At 44.4% G+C, this 25,957-nt stretch carries 25 protein-coding genes and 1 tRNA gene; 12 read left to right on the top strand and 14 right to left on the bottom strand.

Going from position 1 to position 25,957, the window contains the following annotated elements; genetic code table 11:
* Positions 1-16: 16 nt before the first annotated feature.
* The gene (locus VIM91_RS06830; RefSeq protein WP_331864070.1) at positions 17-622 is read right to left on the bottom strand and encodes a hypothetical protein; all 606 of its coding nucleotides are present in this window, start codon (positions 620-622) and stop codon (positions 17-19) included.
* A 168-nt stretch (positions 623-790) separates the two neighbouring features.
* Here VIM91_RS06830 and VIM91_RS06825 point away from each other — a divergent pair, with 168 nt between their 5' ends.
* The 7 genes from VIM91_RS06825 to mgtE all read left to right on the top strand — a co-directional run bounded on the left by VIM91_RS06825 (position 791) and on the right by mgtE (position 6,117).
* Positions 791-1,777, top strand: a complete 987-nt coding sequence (locus VIM91_RS06825; protein ID WP_331864069.1) for a calcium/sodium antiporter — start codon at positions 791-793, stop codon at positions 1,775-1,777.
* 18 nt (positions 1,778-1,795) lie between these two features.
* Complete coding sequence (locus VIM91_RS06820; protein WP_331864068.1) at positions 1,796-2,320, top strand: KdsC family phosphatase; 525 nt, start codon at positions 1,796-1,798, stop codon at positions 2,318-2,320.
* A gap of 5 nt (positions 2,321-2,325) precedes the next feature.
* Positions 2,326-2,874, top strand: coding sequence for an LPS export ABC transporter periplasmic protein LptC (lptC, locus tag VIM91_RS06815; RefSeq protein ID WP_331864067.1), 549 nt, complete (start codon positions 2,326-2,328; stop codon positions 2,872-2,874).
* A complete protein-coding gene (gene lptA / locus VIM91_RS06810) occupies positions 2,864-3,397 on the top strand; it encodes a lipopolysaccharide transport periplasmic protein LptA (RefSeq protein ID WP_331864066.1) in 534 nt (177 codons plus the stop codon). The genes lptC and lptA overlap by 11 nt, the downstream gene beginning before the upstream one ends.
* Positions 3,397-4,122 carry an LPS export ABC transporter ATP-binding protein gene (gene lptB, locus VIM91_RS06805; protein ID WP_331864065.1) on the top strand — a complete coding sequence of 242 codons (726 nt, stop codon included), beginning with the start codon at positions 3,397-3,399 and terminating at the stop codon, positions 4,120-4,122. Before lptA ends, lptB begins: the two co-directional genes overlap by 1 nt.
* Positions 4,123-4,269: 147 nt before the next feature.
* On the top strand, positions 4,270-4,602 hold the full coding sequence (gene hpf / locus VIM91_RS06800) for a ribosome hibernation-promoting factor, HPF/YfiA family (protein WP_331864064.1): 333 nt from the start codon (positions 4,270-4,272) through the stop codon (positions 4,600-4,602).
* Positions 4,603-4,770: 168 nt separating this feature from the next.
* Positions 4,771-6,117: a magnesium transporter gene (mgtE, locus tag VIM91_RS06795; RefSeq protein ID WP_331864063.1), complete on the top strand. Its 1,347-nt coding sequence runs from the start codon at positions 4,771-4,773 to the stop codon at positions 6,115-6,117.
* A 24-nt stretch (positions 6,118-6,141) separates the two neighbouring features.
* On the opposite strand, the gene VIM91_RS06790 is transcribed toward mgtE, so the two are convergent.
* Entirely contained in the window at positions 6,142-7,071 is a 930-nt protein-coding gene (locus VIM91_RS06790) for a TPR end-of-group domain-containing protein (protein WP_331864062.1), read from the bottom strand.
* A gap of 77 nt (positions 7,072-7,148) precedes the next feature.
* Positions 7,149-7,775: a tRNA-uridine aminocarboxypropyltransferase gene (locus tag VIM91_RS06785; RefSeq protein WP_331864061.1), complete on the bottom strand. Its 627-nt coding sequence runs from the start codon at positions 7,773-7,775 to the stop codon at positions 7,149-7,151.
* Between VIM91_RS06785 and VIM91_RS06780 the strand changes: the two genes are divergently transcribed.
* Positions 7,763-8,194 (top strand): GNAT family N-acetyltransferase, encoded by a 432-nt coding sequence (locus tag VIM91_RS06780; RefSeq protein ID WP_331864060.1) that lies wholly within the window; start codon positions 7,763-7,765, stop codon positions 8,192-8,194. The two genes, VIM91_RS06785 and VIM91_RS06780, sit on opposite strands and share 13 nt — an antisense overlap.
* 94 nt (positions 8,195-8,288) lie before the next feature.
* On the top strand, positions 8,289-9,428 hold the full coding sequence (locus tag VIM91_RS06775; RefSeq protein ID WP_331864059.1) for a histone deacetylase: 1,140 nt from the start codon (positions 8,289-8,291) through the stop codon (positions 9,426-9,428).
* An 85-nt stretch (positions 9,429-9,513) separates the two neighbouring features.
* Here the strand turns inward: VIM91_RS06775 and VIM91_RS06770 are convergent, their stop codons facing one another.
* The 11 genes from VIM91_RS06770 to VIM91_RS06720 all read right to left on the bottom strand — a co-directional run bounded on the left by VIM91_RS06770 (position 9,514) and on the right by VIM91_RS06720 (position 21,894).
* Positions 9,514-10,944, bottom strand: coding sequence for a DUF1302 family protein (locus VIM91_RS06770; RefSeq protein ID WP_331864058.1), 1,431 nt, complete (start codon positions 10,942-10,944; stop codon positions 9,514-9,516).
* A 1-nt stretch (position 10,945) separates the two neighbouring features.
* Complete coding sequence (locus VIM91_RS06765) at positions 10,946-11,746, bottom strand: outer membrane lipoprotein-sorting protein (RefSeq protein ID WP_331864057.1); 801 nt, start codon at positions 11,744-11,746, stop codon at positions 10,946-10,948.
* 2 nt (positions 11,747-11,748) lie between these two features.
* A complete protein-coding gene (locus VIM91_RS06760; protein WP_331864056.1) occupies positions 11,749-12,201 on the bottom strand; it encodes a hypothetical protein in 453 nt (150 codons plus the stop codon).
* Positions 12,202-12,211: 10 nt separating this feature from the next.
* Positions 12,212-14,680: an efflux RND transporter permease subunit gene (locus tag VIM91_RS06755; protein WP_331864055.1), complete on the bottom strand. Its 2,469-nt coding sequence runs from the start codon at positions 14,678-14,680 to the stop codon at positions 12,212-12,214.
* Between the two features lie 10 nt (positions 14,681-14,690).
* Positions 14,691-15,296 carry a TetR/AcrR family transcriptional regulator gene (locus tag VIM91_RS06750; protein WP_331864054.1) on the bottom strand — a complete coding sequence of 202 codons (606 nt, stop codon included), beginning with the start codon at positions 15,294-15,296 and terminating at the stop codon, positions 14,691-14,693.
* Positions 15,297-15,572: 276 nt separating this feature from the next.
* Positions 15,573-15,663: transfer RNA gene (locus tag VIM91_RS06745), tRNA-Ser, on the bottom strand.
* Positions 15,664-15,737: 74 nt separating this feature from the next.
* Positions 15,738-17,027 (bottom strand): serine--tRNA ligase, encoded by a 1,290-nt coding sequence (serS, locus tag VIM91_RS06740; RefSeq protein WP_331864053.1) that lies wholly within the window; start codon positions 17,025-17,027, stop codon positions 15,738-15,740.
* A gap of 25 nt (positions 17,028-17,052) precedes the next feature.
* Positions 17,053-17,436: a fluoride efflux transporter CrcB gene (gene crcB / locus VIM91_RS06735; protein ID WP_331864052.1), complete on the bottom strand. Its 384-nt coding sequence runs from the start codon at positions 17,434-17,436 to the stop codon at positions 17,053-17,055.
* Positions 17,433-18,770: a replication-associated recombination protein A gene (locus VIM91_RS06730; RefSeq protein WP_331864051.1), complete on the bottom strand. Its 1,338-nt coding sequence runs from the start codon at positions 18,768-18,770 to the stop codon at positions 17,433-17,435. The genes crcB and VIM91_RS06730 overlap by 4 nt, the downstream gene beginning before the upstream one ends.
* A 6-nt stretch (positions 18,771-18,776) precedes the next feature.
* On the bottom strand, positions 18,777-19,391 hold the full coding sequence (gene lolA / locus VIM91_RS06725) for an outer membrane lipoprotein chaperone LolA (RefSeq protein WP_331864050.1): 615 nt from the start codon (positions 19,389-19,391) through the stop codon (positions 18,777-18,779).
* A 25-nt stretch (positions 19,392-19,416) separates the two neighbouring features.
* Positions 19,417-21,894: a DNA translocase FtsK gene (locus VIM91_RS06720; protein WP_414719620.1), complete on the bottom strand. Its 2,478-nt coding sequence runs from the start codon at positions 21,892-21,894 to the stop codon at positions 19,417-19,419.
* Positions 21,895-22,105: 211 nt separating this feature from the next.
* Between VIM91_RS06720 and trxB the strand changes: the two genes are divergently transcribed.
* From trxB to VIM91_RS06705, 3 genes are all read left to right on the top strand, one after another.
* The gene (trxB, locus tag VIM91_RS06715) at positions 22,106-23,062 is read left to right on the top strand and encodes a thioredoxin-disulfide reductase (RefSeq protein ID WP_331864049.1); all 957 of its coding nucleotides are present in this window, start codon (positions 22,106-22,108) and stop codon (positions 23,060-23,062) included.
* Positions 23,063-23,243: 181 nt separating this feature from the next.
* Positions 23,244-24,431, top strand: a complete 1,188-nt coding sequence (locus VIM91_RS06710) for an EAL domain-containing protein (RefSeq protein ID WP_331864048.1) — start codon at positions 23,244-23,246, stop codon at positions 24,429-24,431.
* A 53-nt stretch (positions 24,432-24,484) separates the two neighbouring features.
* On the top strand, positions 24,485-25,957 hold a 1,473-nt coding region (locus tag VIM91_RS06705; RefSeq protein WP_331864047.1), incomplete at its 3' end, for a cache domain-containing protein.

Here is a 25,957-nt window from a genome sequence, read left to right as displayed (position 1 = left end):
CCAGACTCAAATTCCGTTAATAACCCAGCAATTCGGCCAGGGTCTTAAGTTGCTGTAAATCGTCCATCTTAATGGATTCGCCGCCAACAAAAAAGGGCACACTTGGTTTTTTATCCGCCATACTCGCGGCAAAGCTACGCAGCATTTGCGCTCTCAACTTAGGGTCAGCATCTAAATCACCCACCCAACCGCACGGCTCACCACATAAAATTTTACCCGCATACGACCAGTGCCAACCCGACCAGCTCTGGTGGTCCGTAACCCATGTAACTGGGCGCCCCTGATAATAACGATTATCCGATGACCAGTTCGCATCAAACACCACAAAACCCGCCACCCAATCGCCCAAAACATCCAACAAACCAACCAACTGAGGCTCTGAAATAAGAGCACAATCATCAATTCGCAAATACAAGGCACTTTCAACTCGACGCGCTTCCTGTAATTCGTCCAAGTCAAGCTCGCACCAGGCCTGCCATTCGGACTGTGCAACCAACACGCTACGGTATTCATTTAAATAATAATCAAACCGCCACTCGGCTGGTAACCCATCTGGATAATAGTTCTTAAGCAATTCTGGGCGCTGCCAATCATCTACGCCTATCGACATATTTTTAAGCATAACCTGGTTTCTCACCACCTCATAAAAACAAACGATTTAACAAATTACGCTCAAAAAACGATTTGAACGAAAAAGTATGGAGATATCATAAATTTTTTTTATCCTAACCGACAAAATTGTATAATGTCGAACAAATTTTGAAACCTAGTCTATAGCGAGTAACCCGCCATGTCGACAACATTAATCTTGCCTAGTGTCCTCCTAATTATCGGTTTAGCCCTGCTAGTTTGGAGTTCCGATGTATTTATAGAAGGGGCGGCCAGCACAGCTTTACGCTATAACGTTTCCCCCTTAATTATCGGCGTGGTTATTATTGGTTTTGGTACCTCAAGCCCTGAAATGATCGTCGCGGTCATGGCCTCGCTAGAAGGCAACCCAGGCCTGGCAATTGGTAACGCAGTCGGCTCGAACATTACGAATATCGGTTTGGTATTAGGCGTCACCGCCCTGCTTGCACCGATCATCGTCAAATCCTCCGTTTTAAAGCGTGAGCTTCCTGTTTTATTAGTCGTCACCGCGCTTGGTATTGCGCTATTACTCGACCACAAACTTGGCGTATGGGACGGTGTCATTCTACTCACCACCCTAGTCGGCATCCTTATCTGGATGATAAAAACTAACAAAAATATTGCCACAGGAGATGCGCTTGCTGAAGACGTCAATCGTGAACTATCTGAGTTACCCAAGCTCAGTAAAGTCAAATCTTTTGTATTTCTGTTCGGTGGGCTGATATTACTGATGATTGCGGCACGCATGATGGTATGGGGCGCAGTCGAAATTGCCGAGTTTTTTCAAGTTCCTGATTTAATTATAGGCTTAACGATTATCGCAATTGGAACCAGCTTGCCCGAACTGGCCGCCGCTATTACCGCGGCTCTGAAAAATGAAGTAGATATGATGATAGGCAACATCCTGGGGTCAAATTTATTTAACCTTTTGGCGGTATTAGCTGTACCCGCCATTCTGGCACCTTCTTTAATTGATACGGCTGTACTTCAGCGTGATTATCCGATTATGTTAGCGTTTACCGTTGCCATGCTATTAGTCGCACTCCCCCGAAAAGGCAATGCTGTCATTTCTCGAATTGAGGGCTTTTTACTGCTTGCGTTATTTGTTGGCTACTTAACTTTGTTATACTTCAACACTGTTTCTTAACCCACAAAGCCGATCAATATGGATTCTTTACAAAGCAAAGCAAAAAAAATAAAACTACTTTTACTCGATGTAGACGGAGTTTTGACCGACAACCGTTTAATTTACGGTGACGACGGTCAAGAATATAAAGCCTTTTATACTCGAGATGGCCACGCCATGGTTTTAATTCAAAAAACTGGTATTGACATAGGTATTATTACTGGCCGCACTTCTAAACTTGTCGAAAAACGCATGCAAGACCTTAAAGTCAAACACCTATATCAAGGCGTGCCTGACAAGTTACCAACTTTTGAAGCGCTACTCGGCTCGATTAATATTGAATTAGATCAGGTTGCTTACATGGGCGATGACATTTTAGATTTGCCAATTTTAACCCGGGTAGGATTAGCCAGCTGCCCAAAAGACAGCGACCCTGAAGTCATCAAACGCGTTGACTTTGTCAGCAATTTTGATGGTGGACGTGGTGCGGTACGCGAGCTTTGTGAGTTAATAATGCAAGCGCAAGATACCTGGCAAACTCAGCTAGACTTTTATTTAAGATAAGTTCTATGCTTAAGAAACGCGCGTTTATTTTCAGCCTAATACTTGGGTTTCTGGCTTTAATTGTTCTGCTCAATAATCAAGAGCGCAACCAAAATGAATCTCAAGTGAGTGACATTGATCAAGACGATTGGCAAATCAGCCAATCGCAAAGCTGGCTAATCAACCGCACACAGCCAACACAACAACAATTTTTGCAAACACCGTTTATGCGTAAACAAAATGAACGCATATTGATCAACAACCCACATTTAATTCTGCAAGAACCCACGCAACTTATAAGCCTTGACAGTAAGTCTTTAGAAATCCTTAACCAAACTCAATTTGAGTTTAAAGACAAGGTGATCGTTAAGCGCTACTCGGATGACACAAACCTCAACCAACGTTTACTCACCGAGCATTTAACTTACAATCAAACAGATGAACAACTTAAAAGCCCGATCTTGGTTACAATTGAAAGTCAAAATCAAATCACCACCGGCATTGGCTTGATTGCCGATTTAAAAGCCAACCACACCCAACTGCTTTCTGAGGTTAAAACACGCTATGTTCCTTAACAATGCAATGCGCTCAGTTACTTTTACTTTTTTGATTGGCTTGTCATTCAGTGCCTGGTCCCAAACCACAGTTGATGATGAAACCAAGCTACCTATAGATATTGAAGCCAACTCACTAGATGCACAAGATCAACAAGGGTTAACAGTCTATAGCGGCCAGGTTATTGCGACCCAAGGCAGCTTAACTTTGACCGGTGATCAGCTTGAAATCCAACACCCGGATCGACAGGTCCAAAAAATCACCACAACAGGCAAACCCGCCACCTTTAAACGTTTTTTAAGCGAGCAAAATGCTTGGATTAATGGTAAAGCCGATACTATTATCTACTTAACCGAAACTCGACAAATTGAGCTTATTGGTCAAGCCTACTTAGAACAAGAAGGCACTCATAAAATTGAAGGCCCAAAACTAATTTACGATATGCAAGCACAAACCTTAAACGCGGGCCAAACTGACAATGAATCTGGACGCATTAAAATGACGATCACGCCTAATGCCGAACCCACAAAGGACCAAAATTAATGGCACACTTTTTCGCACGTGGACTCGCCAAAAGCTACAAAAAGTATAAGGTCGTCACCTCGGTTGATATTGATGTGTACAGTGGTCAAGTGGTTGGGTTGCTTGGCCCCAATGGCGCTGGTAAAACCACCACCTTTTACATGATGACAGGTTTGGTTCAGCACGATCACGGTCAAATCTTTTTAGATGAACGCGATATCAGCGCTCTTACCATTGATCAGCGAGCCAAACTTGGGATTGGTTATTTGCCGCAAGAAGCCTCGATCTTTCGCAAGCTAAGTGTCAAAGATAACATTTTGGCCATCTTGGAAATGCGTCCTGAACTAGATGTGCATCAACGTGAGGAAAAACTCCAAGACCTTCTCGAAGATCTGCAAATTAGCCATATCATAAATCAACCGGGGCAAGCCTTATCTGGTGGCGAACGCCGACGTGTAGAAATTGCACGTGCACTGGCGATGGAACCCAAATTCATCCTATTAGATGAGCCTTTTGCTGGGGTTGACCCAATCTCAGTCAAAGAAATTCAAAACATCATCCAGCATTTAAAAGACAAACAAATCGGAGTCTTAATTACCGATCACAATGTTCGAGAAACGCTAGGTGTGTGTGATCAAGCCTATATTCTTCATGCCGGCACCATTCTGGCACAAGGTGAACCCCAAGCGGTATTGAACCATCCAGATGTACGCCGCGTTTATTTGGGCGAAAATTTCCGTGCCTAATCTTATTCACTCGAATCGCTCATGCAAAACAGCGAGTGCAAATCCACACAACACTAAAGTTGCATTTAAATCGAATGTGCTATACTGAAATCAAGCTTTAAACTCATGTTTTGACAAATTTCCACACATAATAAAAAGGAGTCGGGAATGCAAATTAACATTACAGGCCATCACGTTGAACTAACAGACGCACTACGCGATTACGTACAGGAAAAACTAACCAAACTAGAGCGTCATTTTGACCACGTGACTAACGTTCATGTGATTTTAACCGTTGAAAAACAAGGGCAAAAAGCCGAAGCGACAGTACATGTTTCTGGTCAAGATTTATTTGCACAAAATGAAACCCAAGATATGTACGCTTCAATTGATGGCTTAGTTGACAAGTTAGATCGTCAAATTATTAAACACAAAGAAAAAATTGGCGACCACCACCAAAAATCCGGTGGTGTTAAAAACATGTTAACCGACGAAGAATAATCGATTCTTCCGCCAAAAGAGCGCTAATGCGCTCTTTTTTGTTTAACGCTTTATAAAACAGATTATTATCCCCCTCTCCTGAAACGCCTTTTCTTACCAAGCGCCTATTTTCATAAGCAACTCTCGCGCATGACCTTTATAATAAGCTCACCAGCACGAGGAACCCGCATGACTGAATACGATGACATTAAACTCACTGATCAATTAATCGACGCCTCCAAACAAGAAGACGAAGCCAGTATTCGTTACTTTTTAGAGACGATGGCGGCCGAAGAGATCGCCGATGTCCTCGAAGCCACCCCGCCGAAATTACGTAATATTATTTGGCAATTTGTTGACTCAGACAAACAGGGCGATATTCTCGGACACACTAATGATGAAGTGCGCTCCGCCCTACTTGATCAACTCGAAACTGAACAGATTGTTGAGATTGCTGAAGACCTTGAAACCGATGATATTGCGGTTATTGCCCAATCTTTACCAGATGAAGAAAAACAAACCTTCCTTGATGCGCTAACCGAAGAAGATCGAACCGCGGTTGAAATGGCGCTAAGCTTCCCAGAAGACAGTGCCGGTGGAATCATGAGCACCGATTTTATCGCGGTTCGTGCCGATATCACCCTAGACGTGGTACTGCGTTATTTACGAAAGCAAGCCGAACTGCCCAAATCGATGGTGAACCTGTTTGTGCGTGACCGGGATGGTCACTATATGGGGACACTAAAACTCAATCATATTCTGACTAAAGATGGCGATACGCTAGTTTCTGAATTGGTTGAGGATACTGAGCCCACCGTTAATGCGCTATTGTCGACCAAAGAAGTCGCACGTATGTTTGAGGTACACGATTTAATCTCCGCCGCGGTGCTGGATGATAAAAACCAAATCCTAGGTCGCATCACAATTGATGATGTGGTGGATATTATCCGTGAAGAAGCCGAATACACACAAATGAAAAGTGCCGGTTTGGATGATGAAGACGATATTTTCGCCCCCGCACCACGTACCGCCAAACGTCGCACATTCTGGCTGGGGATCAATTTAATAACCGCCTCATTTGCGGCTTTTGTCATTAGTTTCTTTGAAGCCACGCTTGATCAAATCGTCGCCTTAGCGATTATGATGCCGATGGTTGCTAGCATGGGCGGGGTCGCTGGCACCCAGACATCAACCGTAGCAATTCGTGCGTTAGCCACGGGTAAACTGGTGTCGAGCAACAGTCGGGCCTTGTTAATGAAAGAAGGCGTGGTGGGGTTATTAAACGGGATCACTTGGGCGATACTAACCGCGATCGGCGCTTACCTTATTTTGCAACAAGTTGATTTAAGCCTGATTTTTGGCGCGGCTATGCTAATTAACCTAGTCGCCGCTGCAATTGCTGGCGTTTTAATTCCCTTAATCCTAAAGCGTATGGATATTGATCCCGCCCTCGCTACCGGCTTAATGATTACAACGGTCACCGATTCCTTAGGCTTTTTTGTCTTTCTAGGCTTGGCAACCATTGTTTTAATTTAATCGTAAAACGATTAAAAGATCGGACTAGACAACCGATTTATCCAAGACCTTATCGGCTTTTAAATTTTGGTAAATCGGTTGTTGTCTCAAGCCAGCCAATAACGGGTCTGATTCAATTTCTTCACGATAAGTTTCAGAATAACTTAAGGTTTGAGTTAAAAACCGAACCGCCTCTTCATACTGCTCTAACTGAGCATAAGCACAACCCAGCTGGAAAAACGCAAACGCGTTTTCCGGGTCTAATTGCAAAGCTTGATGACACAAATTGATTGCCCAACGCGGCTCATCCATTTCCAGCACCGCATCAGCCTTATAGGTGTAAGCCTCAACACTACTCGGATCAATAACCAAAATTTGATCGTAAATTTTTACCTTATTGGCTGGTGAATGTTCTTGTTCGGCTCGCAACCAAAGCGCATGCAACTCTTGCGTGCGTTCAATCTGCTCTTTGTTTGAGTCAATGCTTTGGGTTTTATCTTCAATCAAATGTTCCATCGCTCGCAAACGGGCTTCGTACTGAGTGACCAACTTAGTGACTTTTTGTTCGGCCAAACTATGAACACGTTCTTTAATATCTCGAATAGACGTCCAGCCCACCCACACCAAAACCGTACTCACGCCCAGAATCAAATAGAAAAAATAGGTGACCGTATTTGTGGCATAACCCAACGAACGATCAGCTACCGTCATTTCTCGATCCACTACTTCTCGCACGATTTCGACACGTTGATTAGCCATGTCAATACGCAACTGTTTCAGCTCATCCAGTATGTAACGCTCAATAAACGCCGAATACATGGGCTCTTCCAAACCTTCAATCACCTTTACCGCATGATCATCTTGCAAGTTAGGTTGCGGCTGGTCTGCCGTATAGTTATTTTCGGCCCATCCATTTTTGGCGAAAGTGAACGTCAACAACACCAAAAGAATAATTAACCCACTGAGATTCTTCACACACCTTTCCTCTTGCATTTGTTTAGCTTTTTACCATAACAAAGAATGCGCTAGATGTCGAAATTGACCTGACTCAATCAGGGTAATTTTGCAAATTGAGTTCGCTGTGTCATAAAGGCGTCAAAGCTTTGCATTAACCCCTCAAATTGGCCAGCCTTTTCAAGCTGAGTTAACAGCGCATAAATCGCCTCTAGGGTCGACAAGCCCTCAGCCCTATTTGACTTTCGAATTACATAATCTGAAGGTTTCACTTCAGATAAAGCTAATCTTGGTAAACTCTGAAGAGTTGGATTTAATTGCAATAATTTATGCGTTTTGCGCCAAGTACCATCTAATAAAAGCACCTGAAACTCACCAGGTTGCAACTGACTCGTTAAGCTCTTAGTAGTAACCACCAGGCCTGGTGGTTGCTGAGGATACAATAAATAAGTGGGTTTTTGCGCCAACCATGCCTGCAGATCGGGTAACAAACCGACCTCTTCACCCACCCAGATTGGGCAATTCGATAAACACAAGCTCGCCAGCTTAGCCGTGCCCTTCGCCTGTTTAACTTCAGATGGATGTTGTAAAATACCCAAACCAGTTTGATGTGAAACAGCACACACCAACCCACAGATACACGCCCGCTCAGCTCTCATACACTGCTGACAAATACGACGCTTTTTGCTTAGATTCTTATGGGAAGAAACCGGTGAATCAATCACAACATACACCTTATCAATTTAAACAGGCTGATTCCGATAACTGGGGCTTAGTTAAGCGTTTCCACAAACAAACCAAACTTCGCACACCACAACAAAACGACCGTGTGTTTTTAGTTTTAAAAGCCGAAAGCATTATCGGAGTCGCACGCTTTGTTAAACAGCACCAGGCCTGGTGGTTAAGAGGGCTTTACATTCAACCTGACTATCGTCAAAAACATTTAGCAACGGGCTTGATTAAGTTTGCCCTTAACTCTCTGGCCGCACCTTGTTATGCATTTGCCCAACCCGGTCTTACGCCATTTTATCAAACATTAAACTTTCAACCTAAACAGCACACCGAATTACCGACAGAATTAGCCGAGTTATTTGAACTTTACCAAACCAGCAAACCTCAGCTGCAAATTTGGTATAAAGCTTAAGCTCTGCTCACAACAAAAACCTCATTCCTTTCACAATAATAGAATTGAGTGGGTGTATTTTTTCATGACACCTACATTAAAGCGGGATACAAGCATGAACGGACGTAGACAGTTTATACTAAAATCACTCGCGCTGGGTGCGGCCGGCGCCGCTACATACAGTGGATTAAGCTGGGCGGCCACGCCCTCTAATAAAAATGCGACTGGGGTTGTGCTGGATGAGCTGTTTTTAAAACATACCATGAAAGGCCACCCAGAAAGTGCCGAGCGTTTGATTGCGATAGATCGCGCATTAGAAAAACACGGTCTTTGGGATCAACTCACTCCCGTTGCCGCACGCCTGGCTAAAAATGAAGAACTCTTATGGGCTCACAGCCAAACTTACATTGACGAAATTGAACACCTTAGTCAAACCCATGTAGGTTATTACGACCCTTATCAAGAAGACACTTACATTAACGCCGCATCCTTTGATGCCGCCAGAACCGCGGCCGGTGCGGCGATTGAACTCAATTTAGCCGTGTATGACCGCAAAGTGGACAATGGTTTTGCTTTACTCAGACCACCAGGACATCATGCTTTAAAAGACAAGGCGATGGGTTTTTGCATCTTCAACTCCGATGTCATCGCCGCCAGAGCATTACAACAATATCGTGGCGTAGAACGTGTCGCGATTGTTGATATTGATGTGCACCACGGCAATGGTACGCAAGACATGACCATTAACGACCCCAGCATTATGGCGGTTTCGATTCATCAACACCCCTATTGGCCGATGACAGGGGGTATGGAATGGATTGGGGAAGGCGAAGCAAAAGGCACCAACGTGAACTGCCCATTTATTCGTGATGCGGGTGATCGAACGTATCTGCAAGCGTTTAATGAAGTCATTTACCCAAAATTAAAAGCCTTTCAACCCGAGCATATTATTGTGTTTGCTGGTTACGATGGGCATTGGCGAGATCCGCTTGCTCAACATTTGGTAAGTGTAGATGGTTACAACCAACTGGTTAAACGCCTCAAACAAACCGCACAAGAATTATGTGGCGGCCGTTTAAGCTTGTCGCTAGGTGGCGGCTATGATGTCGAAACCCTAGGACATTGTGTCACCGGCAGCATGCAGGTGCTCCTCGGCCAAACCCCAACACCGGACCCGCTAGGCCCGTCACCGGACAAAGAAAGAGATTTTTCAAAACACCTGAAAAAACTTAAGTCTATCCACAAAACGGCATAAAATTTAAAAACTAATGCCTTGCCAGACTGTTTTCCAAAAGCATCCTAGCAAGGCTTTTTAATATTTCAACTGTCTCGTGTTACAACTAAAAGTAGTAATCCACTCCAGCGAAAACTCGATCGTTATTTTTCATCGCTTCCCATAAAGGATGATCGCCACCCAGGTAGTCAATATAGCCAAGGGTTAAATTAATATGATCACTGTAATCATAGTCTAACCACAAACGCTGGAAACCGCCCTGCTGACCCGTCTCACCCAGCAAAGAAACCAAATAACTCAGTTGCGCCTGATCTCGATCAAAGCTGTAACTAACCCGGCCTGCCGTTTGCCAATTATGCTCTTCAACGGCATCAGGTAAGTCGGCCATTTTAGGCTCATAGTTTTGGATATACCGATCGGCCAATTCAATCGATAATGTCCAATCGGGTATCGACATATAGTCATAACCCAGCAACCAATCTATGCGCTGTTTTTTATCGGTGGTGGTGTTGTAACGCAGATCCGATAAATAGGCGGCCTCGGTTTTTATTAATCCGCCGCCAAACGAAAAGTTAGCCGCCACCCCAGCCATATTTATCAAACCATAGTCTCGTGCGGTTTTATTGTCAGTAAAGTGCCAACGACTGTCTTGGACACGAGCGGCATAAAGCGATAAATCCCAACCGCTAAATCGCCCCTCCGCTGAAGCCGCAAAAGTGGTTTCATAATCCGATTTTTGGCTATCCACTTCTGGGAAGTTGAACCCAGGCGGAAACGGAAAAGCTTCTAATGGTAAAAACTCCCCGTTAATCGCCGGCTCTTTGGGTGGACGCTGCTCATGCAAAGCTAACAATGAAAACGCCCAGTTTGATGAATAAGCTGTCAGCTTGCTTGCGAAGATAGGTAAACGTAAATCTTCTATATCCACCAGGCCTGGTTGTCGGTTATCCAACGGATTAATGACATCTGTGATACGTATGCTATCCGATTTACCCCAAACCTCGATTTGACGCCCTACTTTCAAATCCACTTGATCGGTTAAGGAACCGGCGACATAAGCTTCAAAGATTTCGGCTTCAGACTCTTGAGTTTTTAAAACCTCCTTAGGATAAGAATCTCGGTCATTTAAATGGTAAACCACATCATAATTGGCGTTAACACCCAATTTGGCTTTCCAGCTATTGGGTAAATCCATATCCGCTTCAATTCGGGTTTTGAGCTGTAATTGTTGCAGGCCACGCCAATCCACTTCATTTTGCGGTGGCGCCGAATGCGCGGTTGTAAACTGACTATTCACGCCTAGCATGGTTCTTAGGTTTAGCCAGCTAGGCGAACTTGAACTCGGCGTGGATTCAGCAGTGGATAGATCTGAGGATTCAAACCCTTCTAGCGCCTCGTTTAAATCATTTTGCGCTTCTGCAGGTTTATCAAATCCGCCTAATGCGTCATCTAATTCGTTGTTTGCCCAAGCGCTATTCATCGACAGGGTTAATAAAAACCCGATCCCTAGAGCATAACTTTTTGATCGACAACGCATTTTATAAGCCACGCTCAATTCGTCTAACAGAGAAAAAGCTCTCATCAAAGTCTTGGTTAAACTTAACATCACTAAAACTCATCAAGGTGGTATGCAAGGTGATCTTGTCTTTGGTTGTGCGCATCTCGATTAAGGTTGGCACCCAAATACCTTCGATTTTTTTCAACTCTTTTACATCCATATACTTACGTTTGCCATCGGTTTGAAAGTGAATCGCTCTAATCACCACAAAGTTATCTTTGCGCACAAACATGTAAGATTTGTCGTACCCAGTCTCCCGACGAACTTTTTCAGTCTTAGGCGCCGCCTCCATAATCCAAACTTCGTTTCCATTCACCTCATCTTCTTTTGCAATTTTATAACTATAGTCCTCTATCGCACGTGAGGTCATATCCGCATAAGAAAAATCAGACCCCATAAAACTGCTACTTTTATCACTGCTGACAATACGTTTGGTATTACGCAAAGCGGGCAAGTATAGCCATTGGTCATCATCCTTAGATGAATCCGCATAGTCGAAAGTTAAAAACGCGGTATTTCGCACATCACTTGGATCTGAAAAAAAGATCACACTATGTGTATCTTCACCAAAGTCTTTCTCAAACTTATTCATGGTTCGCACACGTTTATTGCCTTGACGATCAATCAACGTCATTTGAATCACAGCACTACCATTGTCGCCATCATCACGCGCATCAACCGCTTTCGCAACCTCATCTGCCGTATAGGCCAGCACCAATCCGGGAGTAAAAAACATTCCCATGCACAAACTTAACCCGATAGTTTTAGTCCAGTTTCTCATTATTAATCCCCCACTTTAATTTGATATTGCGCATGACAAGCCACACAGCTTTTTTGCAAATCAGCCAGTTGTTGCAAAATGATGGTTTGATCGCCTAAACCGGAGGCCTCATCCGCAATATTTTCAAACCCCAAATGCGCTTGTGGGCCAAGCTGAGTAAAACCCGCCGGCAGCTTATCTTTTAAACTCGCTGGCGTATCTTTCATTAACTTCACGCCTACCGGTCTGGCTAAGGTTTCCACCTTTGTCATATCTTCTGCAAGGGTGGCCTCTAATATTTGCTGACTGGTGCTTAAAAACAGTCGCATTTCACTCATCAAAGCCGCGCGTTCAGCTCCGCTTAGCCAAATAACTTCTCGCGAATCAGACTCCTGCGCCAAAGCTAAACTACTTGTGCTAGTCAGACTGGCTATTAAAATCGCCTTCCAAAATGACTTGAAACTTAATGCTTTCATTTTTATCACCTCAATTTGATATTTTTTTAGAAACAAGATTCGATTCTTTGGTTTGATGGTCTGGATAAACCAGCGCCATTAAAGCTGGAGCTAAGAAGAAAACAGCCAGCAGTGCGACAGCAAACGCAACCGCCGTTAATAAGCCAAATAGAAACAGATTGTTCATATTGGCAAACATATACAACATAAAGCCAATCACCAAGACCACTGTGGTAATCATCATGGCTCGGCCAGTAGTGGTTAATGTCACTTCAACCGCAACACGTGTTGAATAACCTTGCAGGTGATAACGACGGAAGTTGTGCATAAAATGCACAATGTCATCAACCGCAATCCCTAACACGATGGCACCGATTAGCATGGTGAATAGATCCAAGGGCCAGTCGAACACCACCATAACCCCAAGTACAAACAATACAGGCAAGCTATTCGGAATCATTGCCAATAAACCAAGCTTGAAACTTGATAACAATAAGACCAACATTAAGCCAATAACGCCAAAGGCAATCATGTAACTCAACCCCGAACTCTGAATCGCTGCTGTGGTGGTTTCAAGTAACAAATTAATCATCCCCGTGGTGGTAATGTGTACCGAACTATCAAAGTTTTCTTCTAGCAACTGTGCGGTAGCTTGTAATAATTCATGGTACTCAAACGCATCAATCCAAGGCGCTTTAACTGTAATGCGCGCTTTAGACAATTGACTATCCACAAAATCTTGCAGGTCATCCGAGCCTGAATTCTCAAATAGTAAAATTTCTTGTGCCACTAAATCTGCGCTACCAGGCAGTGCATGGAAGTTTGGATCATTATTGTTCAGTGCTTGATGAATTTCTTTAATCACATCCACCACACTGACGGCTTTGCCCACAAAATATTCGGGGTGATCTATGGCTTCTAATTGAGCGGTGGTTTTCTCGATTGCCTGCAATAAACTCACATCGTATAAACCACTTGGACGCCCGGTATCAATCACCAGTTCTAGCGACACCGTGCCTCGCATTTCTTTATCTATGGTTTCAGTCGCGATCCGTGTCGGGTGTTCCTCTGGAAACCATTCCAATGGATTGTGTGAATAACCAATTTGGGTCGCAATCGCAATCGATCCCAACATCAGCACCATAGAAAACGCGACTATTTTTTTGGCATGGTTTTGCGAAATGGCGGCGACACCTTTTAACCATTTATCCAATGTATCGTGATGATCATCGTTACGCTGATAGGTTTTTTGTTTGATCTTCAGCACCATCAACATGGCCGGTAAAAAAATCAAGGTAAACACCAACGCAATCAAGACCCCTGCAAAAGCAAATAGACCTAAATCGGACACAGGCGCAACACTTGAAGGTACAAAAGACGCCATACCGGCCGCCGTGGTTAAAGAGGTCATAATGATGGCCACACCGGAATGCTCAAGGGTATAACTTAAGGCCTGAGCTTTATCACCGGTTTGATCAAACTTTTTATAAAAAATAGCTAGTACATGGATGGAGGCCCCTACCCCGACGGCCAATAAAAAGGAAGGTAAAACCTGCGTCATTACTTTTACAGGTGTGCCAGTTAAAGCCATTAAACCCATCGTGCTTACAACGGCCAAAAAAACTGTAAGCAAAGGCAGCAATACACCAGAAACCCGTCTAAATAACAAAGCGAGCACAATCGCAATGGCAATAATAATCATGGCAATAAATTTGCGCATGTCGCTCATAATTGAACTTTTAAGAAAAGCGGTAACCGAAGGCGAGCCGGCGACGTAAATCTCAAAACCGGGTTGATTAAAGTCCGCCACAACTTCAGCGACCTTTTTAACCATTTCACTATTTTCTTTGTCTGTAATAAACTCCCGACTTGTGTTTTCAGGCGTCTCAGCAACCTGGTCAAACCCGGATAACTCATCGGCTAAAATATCGTCTTCGTTCGTCAATTCGGTCTGAGCTAAGCTACTATAGGTATTTGACTCCAACACAATAACTGTAAACTCAGCCGCATCATTAATTAAAATATTGCGATACATGGGGTTTGCTAAAGCACGTGCTTTTATTTGGTCTGCCTGTTGCTGAGATTGTGGCCAATCCTCCATTAAATCATCCACCAGCAGACTGTCATTTTCACCGATGGTATTACGCGCATTAACTAATGAGCTGATATCGTATAAATAAGGCACCTCATGAGCTAAACGTTGGTGTAAGTCTCGTAGTTTTTCTAAGTTATCGAGCTTAAACACATCTTCAGACTTAATCGCGACCACAATTTTTTCATCACGCCCAAATTCATCCCGAAATTGGTCATAAATCACGCGAACCGGGTCACTTTCGTGTAAAAACCCTTCTGTTGACGTATCCACAGTGGTTTTTGGCAGGTTAACGGCTAAAGCCAATACAAATAACAAGCTAAACGCGATAAATCGTTTCGGAGCATAAGCAATGAAGGAACCCAAACGTCCTAAGCGTGCCTCCATTTTTAACATTAGGTTTCTCATTTTTTCTTCCCTAGTTACTTAATAAAGCGTGATATATCAATTCTGAAACATGACCAATGGCTTCATCCAAACTCGGATCTGTTTTGGATTCTGACTGAATGGCTAAGCGCATCGGCTCACTCGTAATATGAAAACTCAAACTACCAATAATCATAAAATGGATCATTAATGGATCGACGCAACGAAAAACGCCCTGCTTTTCACCGTCAATTAAGATCTCTTTTAGCGTGCCAAGTAGTCGCTGCATTTGCTGTCGAGCGGGTACGGGCATGTTTTTACCCGCCGCCGCAATTTCTCGCATCAAAGTAGCCGGCATTTGTTTATGGTTGTAAGCCCCTTTGGCAAACTCGTAAACAAAGGTTTTTAGCTTTTCCTCTAGCCCATCGCACTGAGCGACCTGCAAGATGACTTGATCCACAACCTTTTTAAAAAGCCGTGTCATACACACTTCATACAAGCTGGCTTTATCATTAAAGTGATAATAGATACTTGCCTTATTGACGCCACAGTGTTCGGCTAAGTCATCCATAATTGTGCCTTCAAACCCTTTCTCAGCGAAGATGTCCGTCGCACAATCCAAGATTTTCAATGCCGTTTTACCGTAATTTTTATTCAAAATCCATGACCTCTTAAATTTAACTAAACAGTTTAACTATTTAGTTAAATTTGGCAACCCCAATATTGATATTTATTAATATATAGGTGAGATCAGAAAGTTATGAGCGCAAGAATTTCAGAAATTTAGTACTCACAACGATACTCACAAATGAATGATATTAGTGTTTATGAGCTACGAGAGGAGAGTTGGAGGATTTGGGCTAAAAGCCTATAAATCGGCTTTTCAGGAATTTAGGCAATAAAAAAGCCCGAACTAAGTCGGGCTTTATCAATATGGCGGTGGAACAGGGATTCGAACCCCGGGTAGGCTACAAACCTACAACAGTTTTCAAGACTGCCGCATTCAACCGCTCTGCCATTCCACCGGGTTGATGGAGCGGTATTATAAAGATTTGCTCAGGCTTTGCAAGGCTTTGAGCAAACTTTTCCTAAATTTCGCTTAAATTTGATCCGCACCACCCATATAAGGTTTAAGCACATCCGGTACCGTGATACTGCCATCCGCATTTTGGTAGTTTTCCAGAATCGCTACCAATGTACGACCGACCGCCAGGCCTGAACCGTTTAGAGTGTGTAACAGTTGCGGTTTATCTTGACCTGCGCGGAAACGTGCCAGCATGCGACGAGCCTGAAAATCTTCAAAATTTGAGCAAGAAGAAATCTCACGATAAGCTTGCTGACCCGGCAACCAGACTTCTAGATCGAAGGTTTTGGCGGCGGAAAAACCCATGTCTTTGGTGCATAACGACATCATACGATAAGGCAAACCTAGCTTCTCTAAGATTGACGCGGCATGCTGGGTTAACGCATCTAAGGCTTCATAAGATTCATCTGGGTGTACAAATTGCACCATTTCAACCTTCTCGAATTGATGCTGACGAATCAAACCTTTTACATCACGACCATAAGAACCGGCTTCAGAGCGGAAACAGGGCGTGTGGGCGACATAACGAATTGGAAGTTGGCTCGCATCCACAATTTCGTCACGCATTAGGTTAGTGATCGGCACCTCGGCGGTTGGGATCAAATATAAATCACGATCACTGGTATCGTGTTCGTCGTGTTTTTCTAACTTATACAGATCTGCGGCAAACTTGGGAAGTTGGCCTGTGCCATAAAGACTATTTTGATTGACAATATATGGCACATAAACTTCTTCGTAATGATGTTCGTTTATATGTGTATCGAGCATAAACTGCGTCAAAGCGCGCTGTAAACGTGCCATTGGGCCTTTCAAAACCGAAAAACGTGCCGAGGTGAGCTTTGCGGCGGCTTCATTGTCATACCAGCCACGTTGCTCAGATAACTCAACATGATCTTTAACTTCAAAATCGAACTCACGCGGTTTCCCCCAACGTTTAATTTCGACGTTATCATCTTCCGACTGACCAATTGGGGTTGAATCGTGTGGTAAATTTGGCAAAGTCGCCAACATGGTATCCAATTCTTGTTGAACTTGATCAAAAGCCGTCTTGGCCTTTTCTAACTGCTCACCTAAATCGGCCACAGCATCTAACAAAGGTTGAACATCTTCACCCTGAGCTTTAGCCTTACCAATCGCCTTGGCACTTTGATTACGTTCAGCTTGCAGTTTTTCTGTTTGCATTTGCAGGTCTTTTCGTTGCTGTTCTAGCTGTGCAAACTTGGCACCATCAAATTTAAATCCACGAGAGGCTAACTTAGCAACCACACGATCCAAGTCAGTTCGTAATAATTTCACATCTAACATAATTTCATCTCTAATTTTTTCTAAATTATTCTACTAAAAACTGTTTACCGGCAACCAGCCCTATCCAAACTGCGATTAAGCAGCCCACCACACTCACGACAATATTCAACATGGCTTTATTTAACTCGCCAGTTTGTATGTATTGCATGGTCTCAAATGAGAAGGTAGAAAAGGTGGTGAAGGAACCTAAAAACCCAACAATTAAAAAGGCGCGCCATTCAGCGGATACGGCAAACTTATTAATTAATAAAATCGTCAACAGGCCAATCATAAACGAACCGATAAGGTTAACGGCTAAGGTGCCCCAGGCAAAATCGCGCCCTAACCAAATATAGGTTTGGTGCGATAACGCAAAACGTGATACCGCTCCCAAAGCGCCACCTAAGGCTATGGCCAACCAAAATGTCATGATCCTTGTCTCCGCTTATTTTCAGCCTGCTGATCTAGTTGTTTTAAATGCGCCATCTTAGCGGCTATTTTAATTTCTAGGCCACGTTCAACTGGCAAATAGTATTCACGCTCGACCATCGATTCGGGGAAATAACATTCGCCAGCCGCATAAGCGTCCGGTTCATCGTGGGCATAACGATAACCTTGACCATAATCCATTGACTGCATTAACTTGGTGGGTGCGTTACGTAAATGCAAAGGCACCTCATCAGAGCCATGTTGCTTGATATCTTTTAAGGCCGCTTTATAAGCCATATACACCGCATTCGACTTGGGTGCCACCGCTAGATAAGTGGCCGCTTGGGCAAGCGCTAGATCGCCTTCCGGCGAACCTAAACGCTCATAAGCCCGAGCCGCATTAATCGCGACATCTAACGCGCGCGGGTCGGCATTACCAATCTCTTCACTCGCCATCCGCACCAAGCGTCTAGCCAAATAACGTGCATCCACGCCACCGTCGAGCATCCGAACCAACCAGTACAAAGCCGCATCTGGATCCGAACCACGCACGGATTTGTGCAAAGCCGAAATTTGATCGTAAAACGCCTCTCCCCCCTTATCAAAACGTCGAATACCGGCTTGCACCACTTCTTTACACGCTTGTGGGGTAAGCACCAGGCCTGGTGCTTGGGTTTGTGCATCGATATTGGGTTCAGCAAAATCGGTCGCTTGCTCTACAAAGTTTAACAATCGACGTGCATCGCCATCTGCCGCCTGAATTAAAACTTCAGCCGCGGCCGATTCAATGATTAAAGCTTCGCCTAAATCCTCAGAGACCAGTGTTTGCGCACGTTGCAACACCCGTTTTAAATCATCCTCATCCAACGACCGCAATACATAAACACGGGCGCGGGATAACAAGGCGTTATTGAGTTCAAACGATGGGTTTTCGGTAGTCGCGCCAATAAACACAAAGGTACCATCTTCGACATAAGGCAAAAACGCGTCTTGCTGAGACTTATTAAAACGATGGACTTCGTCTACAAATAACAAGGTTCCCTGTTGAAATTGCTCACGATGTAATTGCGCCTGCTCTACGGCTTTGCGCACCTCTTTCACGCCGTCTAATACGGCGGACAAGCTAATAAATTGCAAATCAGATTGTTGGGCAATTAAACGCGCCAAAGTGGTTTTACCAGTTCCGGGTGGCCCCCAAAAAATCATGGAGTGCAAATGTTGCGAGGCAAATACGCGTGACAAAGCGCGGTTTTCGCCTAATAAATGACGCTGACCAACAAAGTCGGCCAGGGTTTGTGGGCGTAATCGATCTGAAAGGGGCTGATACGCCATCATAGATCCTTACATGCGCCCTACAACATCCGCGCCTTTCGGCGGTGTAAACTCAAACGCACGTGGTGACACGCCTTCGTTCATACGAATATTTTTGAACTTCACTTTGGTAATATTATCGGCGCTTTGATACATCCAGACTTCCTGCATCACCCCATTACGCAAGCCAATTTCGATACTTTGAAAATAGGTCGCAGAACGCGGTTGCAGGTTATACCAGGTCATATTATTACGATTACCGGCTGGGATGATTTGATAGGCTTTTTCAACTGGTTCATCAAACAGTAACCAAGCCAGCGGAATATCCCCTTGGATATCTGAAATCGGCCGAACAGAGACTTGATCTAATTCCAAATCGTAAACCCACAAGTGTGAGCCGTCGACAATAATGTGCTGTTCTTCGGGCGAATGATAATCCCAACGCATTTTGCCTGGGCGGTCTAAATCAAAAGTGCCTTTTGCCCGTTCAACTCGAAAGAAGGCTTCTTCTTCGCGTTCCTGCACAAACTCGGCCGAATAGCTTTTTAAGCCATCAATAAAGCTATGTAAAGGCTGAACATTGGCAAGCACCAGGCCTGGTGCTGCAAACATGAAGCCGCCGATTAAAGCTAGTTTTTTTAACATCTGTACTTATCCTAATTGTTTAGTTTTAATCGTGCTTGGGCACCAATACCTCGCGGTTACCGTTCGCCTGCATGGTCGATACCACTCCGGCCGCTTCCATAGCTTCCACAATCCGCGCGGCTCGGTTATAACCGATTTTAAAACGGCGCTGCACTGATGAAATCGACACACGCCCGGCTTGTACCACAAACTCAACCGCTTCATCGTAAATCACGTCTTGTTCAGCATCACTCGGATCAGCCGCATTGCTGCCAGATTCTGCGTTTACCGAGTCTGGATCACGTGTAATCGCTTCCAAATATTGTGGCGCGCCCTGCTGCTTAATAAAGTCGACCACACGATGTACTTCGTCATCGGATACAAACGCACCATGCACTCGATCAGGAGCCGCGGTTCCAGGTGGTAAATACAACATATCCCCCATACCCAATAACTGCTCGGCACCCATTTGATCCAAAATAGTACGCGAATCAATTTTTGACGAAACTTGGAATGACATACGCGTTGGGATGTTGGCTTTAATCAAACCAGTGATCACGTTTACAGATGGACGCTGAGTCGCCAAAATCAAGTGAATCCCAGAGGCACGTGCTTTTTGTGCGAGTCGTGCAATCAGTTCTTCCACTTTTTTACCCACTACCATAATCATGTCGGCAAATTCGTCAATGACGACCACGATATAAGGCAAAGGCGTTAAGGTTGGCGGCGCATCTGACAGTTCCATGCCAATGGTGACAGCCTGCTGATAAAGCGGGTCAATAATAGGTTCACCAGCATCAATCGCCGCCTGAACTTTTTCATTAAAGCCGGCGATATTTCTGACGCCTAGTTTCGCCATCAATTGGTAACGACGATCCATTTCAAACACACACCAACGCAAGGCATTGGCCGCATCACTCATATCGGTAACAACCGGCGTTAACAGATGCGGAATATCCTCGTAAACCGACAACTCCAACATCTTTGGGTCGACCATAATCAAGCGCACTTCATCGGCTCGGCTTTTGTACAGCAAACTTAAAATCATGCTGTTTACACCCACCGATTTACCTGAACCGGTGGTACCCGCAACTAATAAATGCGGCATTTTCGCTAAATCGGCAATCACCGGATTACCGGCAATATCTTTGCCCAACCCCATGGTTAGAGGCGATTTACTCTTTTGGAAAACCTCAGAAGATAAAATGTCGCGGAAGCCAACGATTTCACGCTTCTCGTTCGGAATCTCAATCCCCACAAAGGGTTTGCCCGGAATAATATCCACCACACGCACCGACTTTACCGCTAAGGCGCGTGCCAGATCTTTTGCAAGGTTTGAAATCTGGCTGACCTTCACCCCCGCGGCGGGCATAATTTCAAAACGTGTGACTACTGGCCCCGGTAATACCGCTTCGACCGTTGCAGTAACACCAAATTCCTGCAAACGGGTTTCCAATAAGCCCGACATTTGTTTTAAGTCTTCTTCCGAAAAACTATCTTCATAAACAGGTGCCGGATCTAATAAATCTAAACTCGGCAACTCGGCATGTTGTGTTTCGGGCACATAGGCTGAAGACGTTGTTTTATAGGGTTTATGAACCTGCACATTCGATGCCGAATCCACTGCGTTTGACTCCGCTTGCGGTGTCGAATCAAATGGCGCCGCTGAAGCCTCAATTGGCATTTTTGCATCGGATGAATGACTGAATGAGTCAAATAATTTAGCGCGCTTTTCCTCTATGCGTGCACTCATATCCGCACGCTGCTCCACCACTGGTTTCACCGTTTGTGAATTCGGCAAACTTTGGGTTTCTTTTTTTAAGTCAATTCGACTCAATACGTTTTTAAACTGCTCTGAATGCACCACATGTTTTTTGGCATTTTTGTGAATAAAACTAATCAAGTGCCAGGCCTGTCGGCCAGTCACATCACAAATGGTTAGCCAAGATTGACCAATCAGCATGCTAAAGCCCAAAGCGAACATCACCAAAAAAAACAAGGTGGCAGCCAGTAAGTCCACGCTGTCAACTAACCACAAACTCAACTCATAACCTAACACACCACCTGAATAATATGGCAGACTCACGACCCAACTATCTGGATGTAAATACAGGCTCGCCATCGAGGCGCCCGAAAACACCAAGATCAGCAAACCAAACATACTTAAGCCGAAGCGACCCCAATCAAAATCACTGGATGAACGAATTTTTAAGGTGACCCAACCGGCCAACAAAATACCAAACGGCCAAGCAAAACCAAACACCCCAAACAAGTATAAAATCAATGAAGATAGCCATGCACCACTCGCCCCGCCATAGTTATGGAAGGCATCCACCGAGCGCGCCATTTGAAAACCTGGGTCGTCAGGATGATAGCTATATAGAATAATAAACAAGAAAATAGCCAAGCCAATACAGCTTAGCAACACTAAGTCTTTTAACAACCAAGTCCAACGCGAGGATGGTTTTATCACATCCGCATCGTCGAGGCTGTTATCCTTATCCGCTGATTTAATCAAATTCAAAACCATACCTATTTATTAGACGGAAAGCCCACACTTTTGCCAAGTTTACTTAACGCCAAGTGGATTATCTTTCACTCGTAAAAACTGCTAGAATTTTAACACACAAGCTGTCGTATGGTAGACCCAGTCAATTAAAAGGCTGAGCATCACATAGACCAGGCAATACTCAAGCGCGAGTGACCTCATTTATTCACCCAAAAGGAATCAGACTATGGAAACCAAACATTGCAAATTGCTTATTTTAGGATCAGGCCCAGCCGGTTATAGCGCAGCCGTCTATGCGGCACGCGCTAACTTGGAGCCGGTCATTATCACCGGCATGCAACAAGGTGGTCAGCTCACTACCACGACCGAAGTCGATAACTGGCCGGGCGATGTAGAAGGCTTGACAGGTCCTGATCTAATGGTTCGCATGCAAAAACACGCTGAGCGCTTTGGTACTGAAATTATCTTTGATCACATTAATCAAGCCGATTTACAAAACCGCCCATTTACACTTAAAGGTGATAGCGGAACTTATACCTGCGACGCATTAATTATCGCTACAGGTGCTTCAGCCAAATATTTAGGCCTAGATTCAGAGGAAGCCTTTAAAGGCAAAGGTGTATCGGCTTGCGCTACTTGTGACGGCTTTTTCTACCGCAACCAAAAAGTCGCCGTGATTGGTGGCGGCAACACCGCGGTTGAGGAAGCTTTATATTTGTCTAACATCGCGGCCGAAGTGACGGTGGTGCATCGTCGTGACAAATTTAGCAGCGAAAAAATCCTATCCGACAAATTGCTAAAAAAAGCCCAAGACGGCAATGTAAAAATTGAATTTAACAGCGCATTAGAAGAAGTGCTTGGTGACAACACCGGCGTCACCGGAATGCGTATTAAAAACAACCAAACAAATGAAAGCAAAGACATTGATTTAGCCGGTGTATTTATCGCGATTGGTCACACACCCAACACCTCACTGTTTGAGGGGCAACTTGACATGGTGAACGGCTACATTAAAGTTCAAAGCGGCTTACAAGGCAATGCAACCGCGACCAGCATTGATGGGGTGTTTGCAGCTGGCGATGTCATGGACCAGGTTTACAAGCAAGCGATTACTTCAGCCGGTGCCGGCTGCATGGCGGCTTTAGACGTTGAGAAATACCTCGAATCTAAAGGCCTCGCTTAAGACCAACCATAGTGGTGCATCATGCACCACTATAAACCAACCTTTCCAACCAACCCATCGAAAAAGCACTCTTCCGCTGACTAAAAACACCTTAACCCACTGATATACTGCTTAATTTTTTAAGTTTTCACGCGGCATGCTTATGTATAAAAATTATTAATAAGCCGAACTGAAAACTTTAATGTCTATTTCCACTCATTATCAACCTATTATTAGCTTGGCACACCGACGCGTGGTGGGCTATGAAGCCTTATTGCGAGCTAAACGTTCCAATGGTGAGTTTTGTCCGCCGCTGGAAGCTTTCGAACACGCTCGTCAACAAGGTCGAGCTGAACAATTCGACCGCTTGTGCTTAGCCAATCACCTCAAGCATTTCGAACCCATTAAACGCCAAGATCAATGGTTATTTTTAAACCTAAGCAGCGATACCATTAACCCCCAAAATCAGCGCGCCGAACTCATTACCAAGCGTTTGGCTAAACAAGGCTTACAACCCCAAAATATCGTATTAGAAATACTCGAAGATGCCGCCAAAGATGGTGAACAACTTAAAGAATTTGTGCATTACTATCGTACCGCCGGTTTTTTAATTGCGATTGACGACTTTGGTACGGGTCACTCCAACTTTGACCGCATGTGGGAACTCAAACCCAACATCGTCAAGCTAGATCGTTCGATGCTTGCAAATGCACGCAACAACCCCGGGCGTCAACGCTGGCTGGCACGCTGTATTGCATTACTGCGTGAAACCGGCGCACTCATTATTGTCGAAGGTGTCGAAACCCAAGACGATGCCTTGCTGGCCTTGGACTCCGACGCAGATTTAGCACAGGGTTATTTATTTGCCAAACCCAGCCCACTTGGTCAACACGACCAGGCCTGGTTGTTAAATGAACTGCAAATGCTTCATCACCATAGCTTATGCAGCTTGGGCGAACGCCAACGACTCCACACTCAGAAAAAGCTCTCGCTTAAAAACATGCTATTGGAAACCGCCCATGCCATTTCACAAGGCATTGATTTTCCAGCCGCCACCGCCGAAATCTTACAACACAAAGCGGTTGAAAGAGTGTATCTACTTAATAGTGAAGGGGTTCAGATTGTCGAAAGCTTGATCTCTGAACATGTGATCCAAGACACTTCCATGCGTTATGCGCCACTTACTCGCAGCGATGGTGCCCTTTGGGCGAGACGTGCCTACTTTCGCAATGCGATGGATCAACCCGACCAAGTGCAACTCTCTTCACCTTATATTGGGCTGCCAAATGCCAACTTAAATATCACCTTATCAAAAGCACTTTGCCGCCCGTTTTCCGAGGAAAAAAATGTCTTGTGCGTCGACATTAACGCGCATTACTTAAGTGAATAACCCGAACGGGCTCAGTTACACCCCCAAAATAAGAAAAAGAGATAAACACCGCTATGCAACAAAATATTAAAGATCTCAAACACTACACCCAATACTTGCCGGAAGTTAAACGCTACCTAAGCCAGCTTGAAGAACAAGACCTCTGGTGGACCACTGTAGCGATGGTAGGAAAAATTAACAACGAGAAAATGGACCCGCAACTATTAGTGTCAATCGTTGAAACTCAAAAGGAATTTCAACAGCTACGTGACATGATGATCGAAGCCTTGATAACACGTTACTTAAATCAAGCAAACAGTGAGGTTATGCTGAAAGCTCAAGCGACGATTGATATGATTAATCGCAACCTATTTGAACGCACCGCCGATGTCGGTTTTTTAGCCACCGATGACGACTTGGTCAACTTTATGGCCGACTCCCAACCCACGGCTAGTCAGCAAAGCTTTATTCAAAATCGACTCGAAGAATACGTAGCCAAATACAGTGTCTACGATGACATTGTGCTGCTCAAACCCAATGGTGATGTGGCCGCCAAGCTCAATCCAAACAATCAAGCGCTGCATAGTTATGATCCATTAATACAGCAAGCCCTAGTCGGTAAAGAGGACTATATCGAAGTTTATCGCCACAGCGATATTTTTCCACAACACAACAAAAGTCTGATTTACGCCAAACGCATTCAACAACAGCAAGGACGAGAAACCAAAACCCTTGGTGTGCTTTGCTTAAGCTTTCGTTTTACGCAAGAAATGGATTTAATTTTTGACACATTAAACAGTCAAGATGCCGCTTATGAAATTCTATTAAAGGATGAACACGGCGAAGTGCTGGCTTCAGATTGCCCAAAAACTCATCCGGTGGGTCAAAAAACCAACGCGCCGCAGTTAACCGAAAAACCTATAAGCCAAGAAAACCGTTTGCAGTTTTATGCCCAAGCAAAAGGCTACGAAGGTTTTATGGGCTTGCCCTGGTTCAGTCAAATTCGAGTGGATAACCGTGTGGCGTTTGCCGAAAAAACCAATAGCGAATCGATTGGTTTAAAAATTTCACCCGAATCGCCAGTTTATCTAAAAGACTTAGAACAGACCAATTTAAAAGTCAGCACGCTGCTGTTAATTGTGATTTTGAATGGCAAAATTACCTCTCTAAAAAAGGACGTGCAATCCTTCTTGCCGATTTTGGATAGTTTTCAAGATATTAGCCGCGATATTGCTGAGATTTTTAACGATTTTATTCACCACATCCATGATGTTCTCATCGACACGGTGCAAGATAAAGTGCGCTTTAGCGGTACACTAGCGGCTGAAATTATGGATCGAAATTTGTACGAGCGCGCTAACGACTGTCGTTGGTGGGCATTGAATTCGACCTTTCGCCAAATGCTATCTTTACATGATCAAGGTGAGAGCTTAACCGCTGAGCAGGAAACCGAGTTACACCGCATTTTGAAATACATCAACTCACTTTATACGGTCTATACCAATATTTTGCTGTATGACCGCAAAGGCACCATTATAGCGGTGTCC

The organism is Thiomicrospira sp. (assembly GCF_036568485.1).
Lineage (GTDB): Bacteria > Pseudomonadota > Gammaproteobacteria > Thiomicrospirales > Thiomicrospiraceae > Thiomicrospira.
Note: the sequence above shows the minus strand (reverse complement) of the source record. Positions and strands in the feature narration are given on the sequence as shown.

Coding starts and splice junctions, on each gene's coding strand:
- VIM91_RS06830 (WP_331864070.1), bottom strand. CDS start 622: ATGCTTAAAAATATGTCGATAGGCGTAGATGATTGGCAGCGCCCAGAA.
- VIM91_RS06825 (WP_331864069.1), top strand. CDS start 791: ATGTCGACAACATTAATCTTGCCTAGTGTCCTCCTAATTATCGGTTTA.
- VIM91_RS06820 (WP_331864068.1), top strand. CDS start 1,796: ATGGATTCTTTACAAAGCAAAGCAAAAAAAATAAAACTACTTTTACTC.
- lptC (WP_331864067.1), top strand. CDS start 2,326: ATGCTTAAGAAACGCGCGTTTATTTTCAGCCTAATACTTGGGTTTCTG.
- lptA (WP_331864066.1), top strand. CDS start 2,864: ATGTTCCTTAACAATGCAATGCGCTCAGTTACTTTTACTTTTTTGATT.
- lptB (WP_331864065.1), top strand. CDS start 3,397: ATGGCACACTTTTTCGCACGTGGACTCGCCAAAAGCTACAAAAAGTAT.
- hpf (WP_331864064.1), top strand. CDS start 4,270: ATGCAAATTAACATTACAGGCCATCACGTTGAACTAACAGACGCACTA.
- mgtE (WP_331864063.1), top strand. CDS start 4,771: ATGACTGAATACGATGACATTAAACTCACTGATCAATTAATCGACGCC.
- VIM91_RS06775 (WP_331864059.1), top strand. CDS start 8,289: ATGAACGGACGTAGACAGTTTATACTAAAATCACTCGCGCTGGGTGCG.
- VIM91_RS06770 (WP_331864058.1), bottom strand. CDS start 10,944: ATGCGTTGTCGATCAAAAAGTTATGCTCTAGGGATCGGGTTTTTATTA.
- VIM91_RS06765 (WP_331864057.1), bottom strand. CDS start 11,746: ATGAGAAACTGGACTAAAACTATCGGGTTAAGTTTGTGCATGGGAATG.
- VIM91_RS06760 (WP_331864056.1), bottom strand. CDS start 12,201: ATGAAAGCATTAAGTTTCAAGTCATTTTGGAAGGCGATTTTAATAGCC.
- VIM91_RS06755 (WP_331864055.1), bottom strand. CDS start 14,680: ATGAGAAACCTAATGTTAAAAATGGAGGCACGCTTAGGACGTTTGGGT.
- serS (WP_331864053.1), bottom strand. CDS start 17,027: ATGTTAGATGTGAAATTATTACGAACTGACTTGGATCGTGTGGTTGCT.
- crcB (WP_331864052.1), bottom strand. CDS start 17,436: ATGACATTTTGGTTGGCCATAGCCTTAGGTGGCGCTTTGGGAGCGGTA.
- VIM91_RS06730 (WP_331864051.1), bottom strand. CDS start 18,770: ATGATGGCGTATCAGCCCCTTTCAGATCGATTACGCCCACAAACCCTG.
- lolA (WP_331864050.1), bottom strand. CDS start 19,391: ATGTTAAAAAAACTAGCTTTAATCGGCGGCTTCATGTTTGCAGCACCA.
- trxB (WP_331864049.1), top strand. CDS start 22,106: ATGGAAACCAAACATTGCAAATTGCTTATTTTAGGATCAGGCCCAGCC.
- VIM91_RS06710 (WP_331864048.1), top strand. CDS start 23,244: ATGTCTATTTCCACTCATTATCAACCTATTATTAGCTTGGCACACCGA.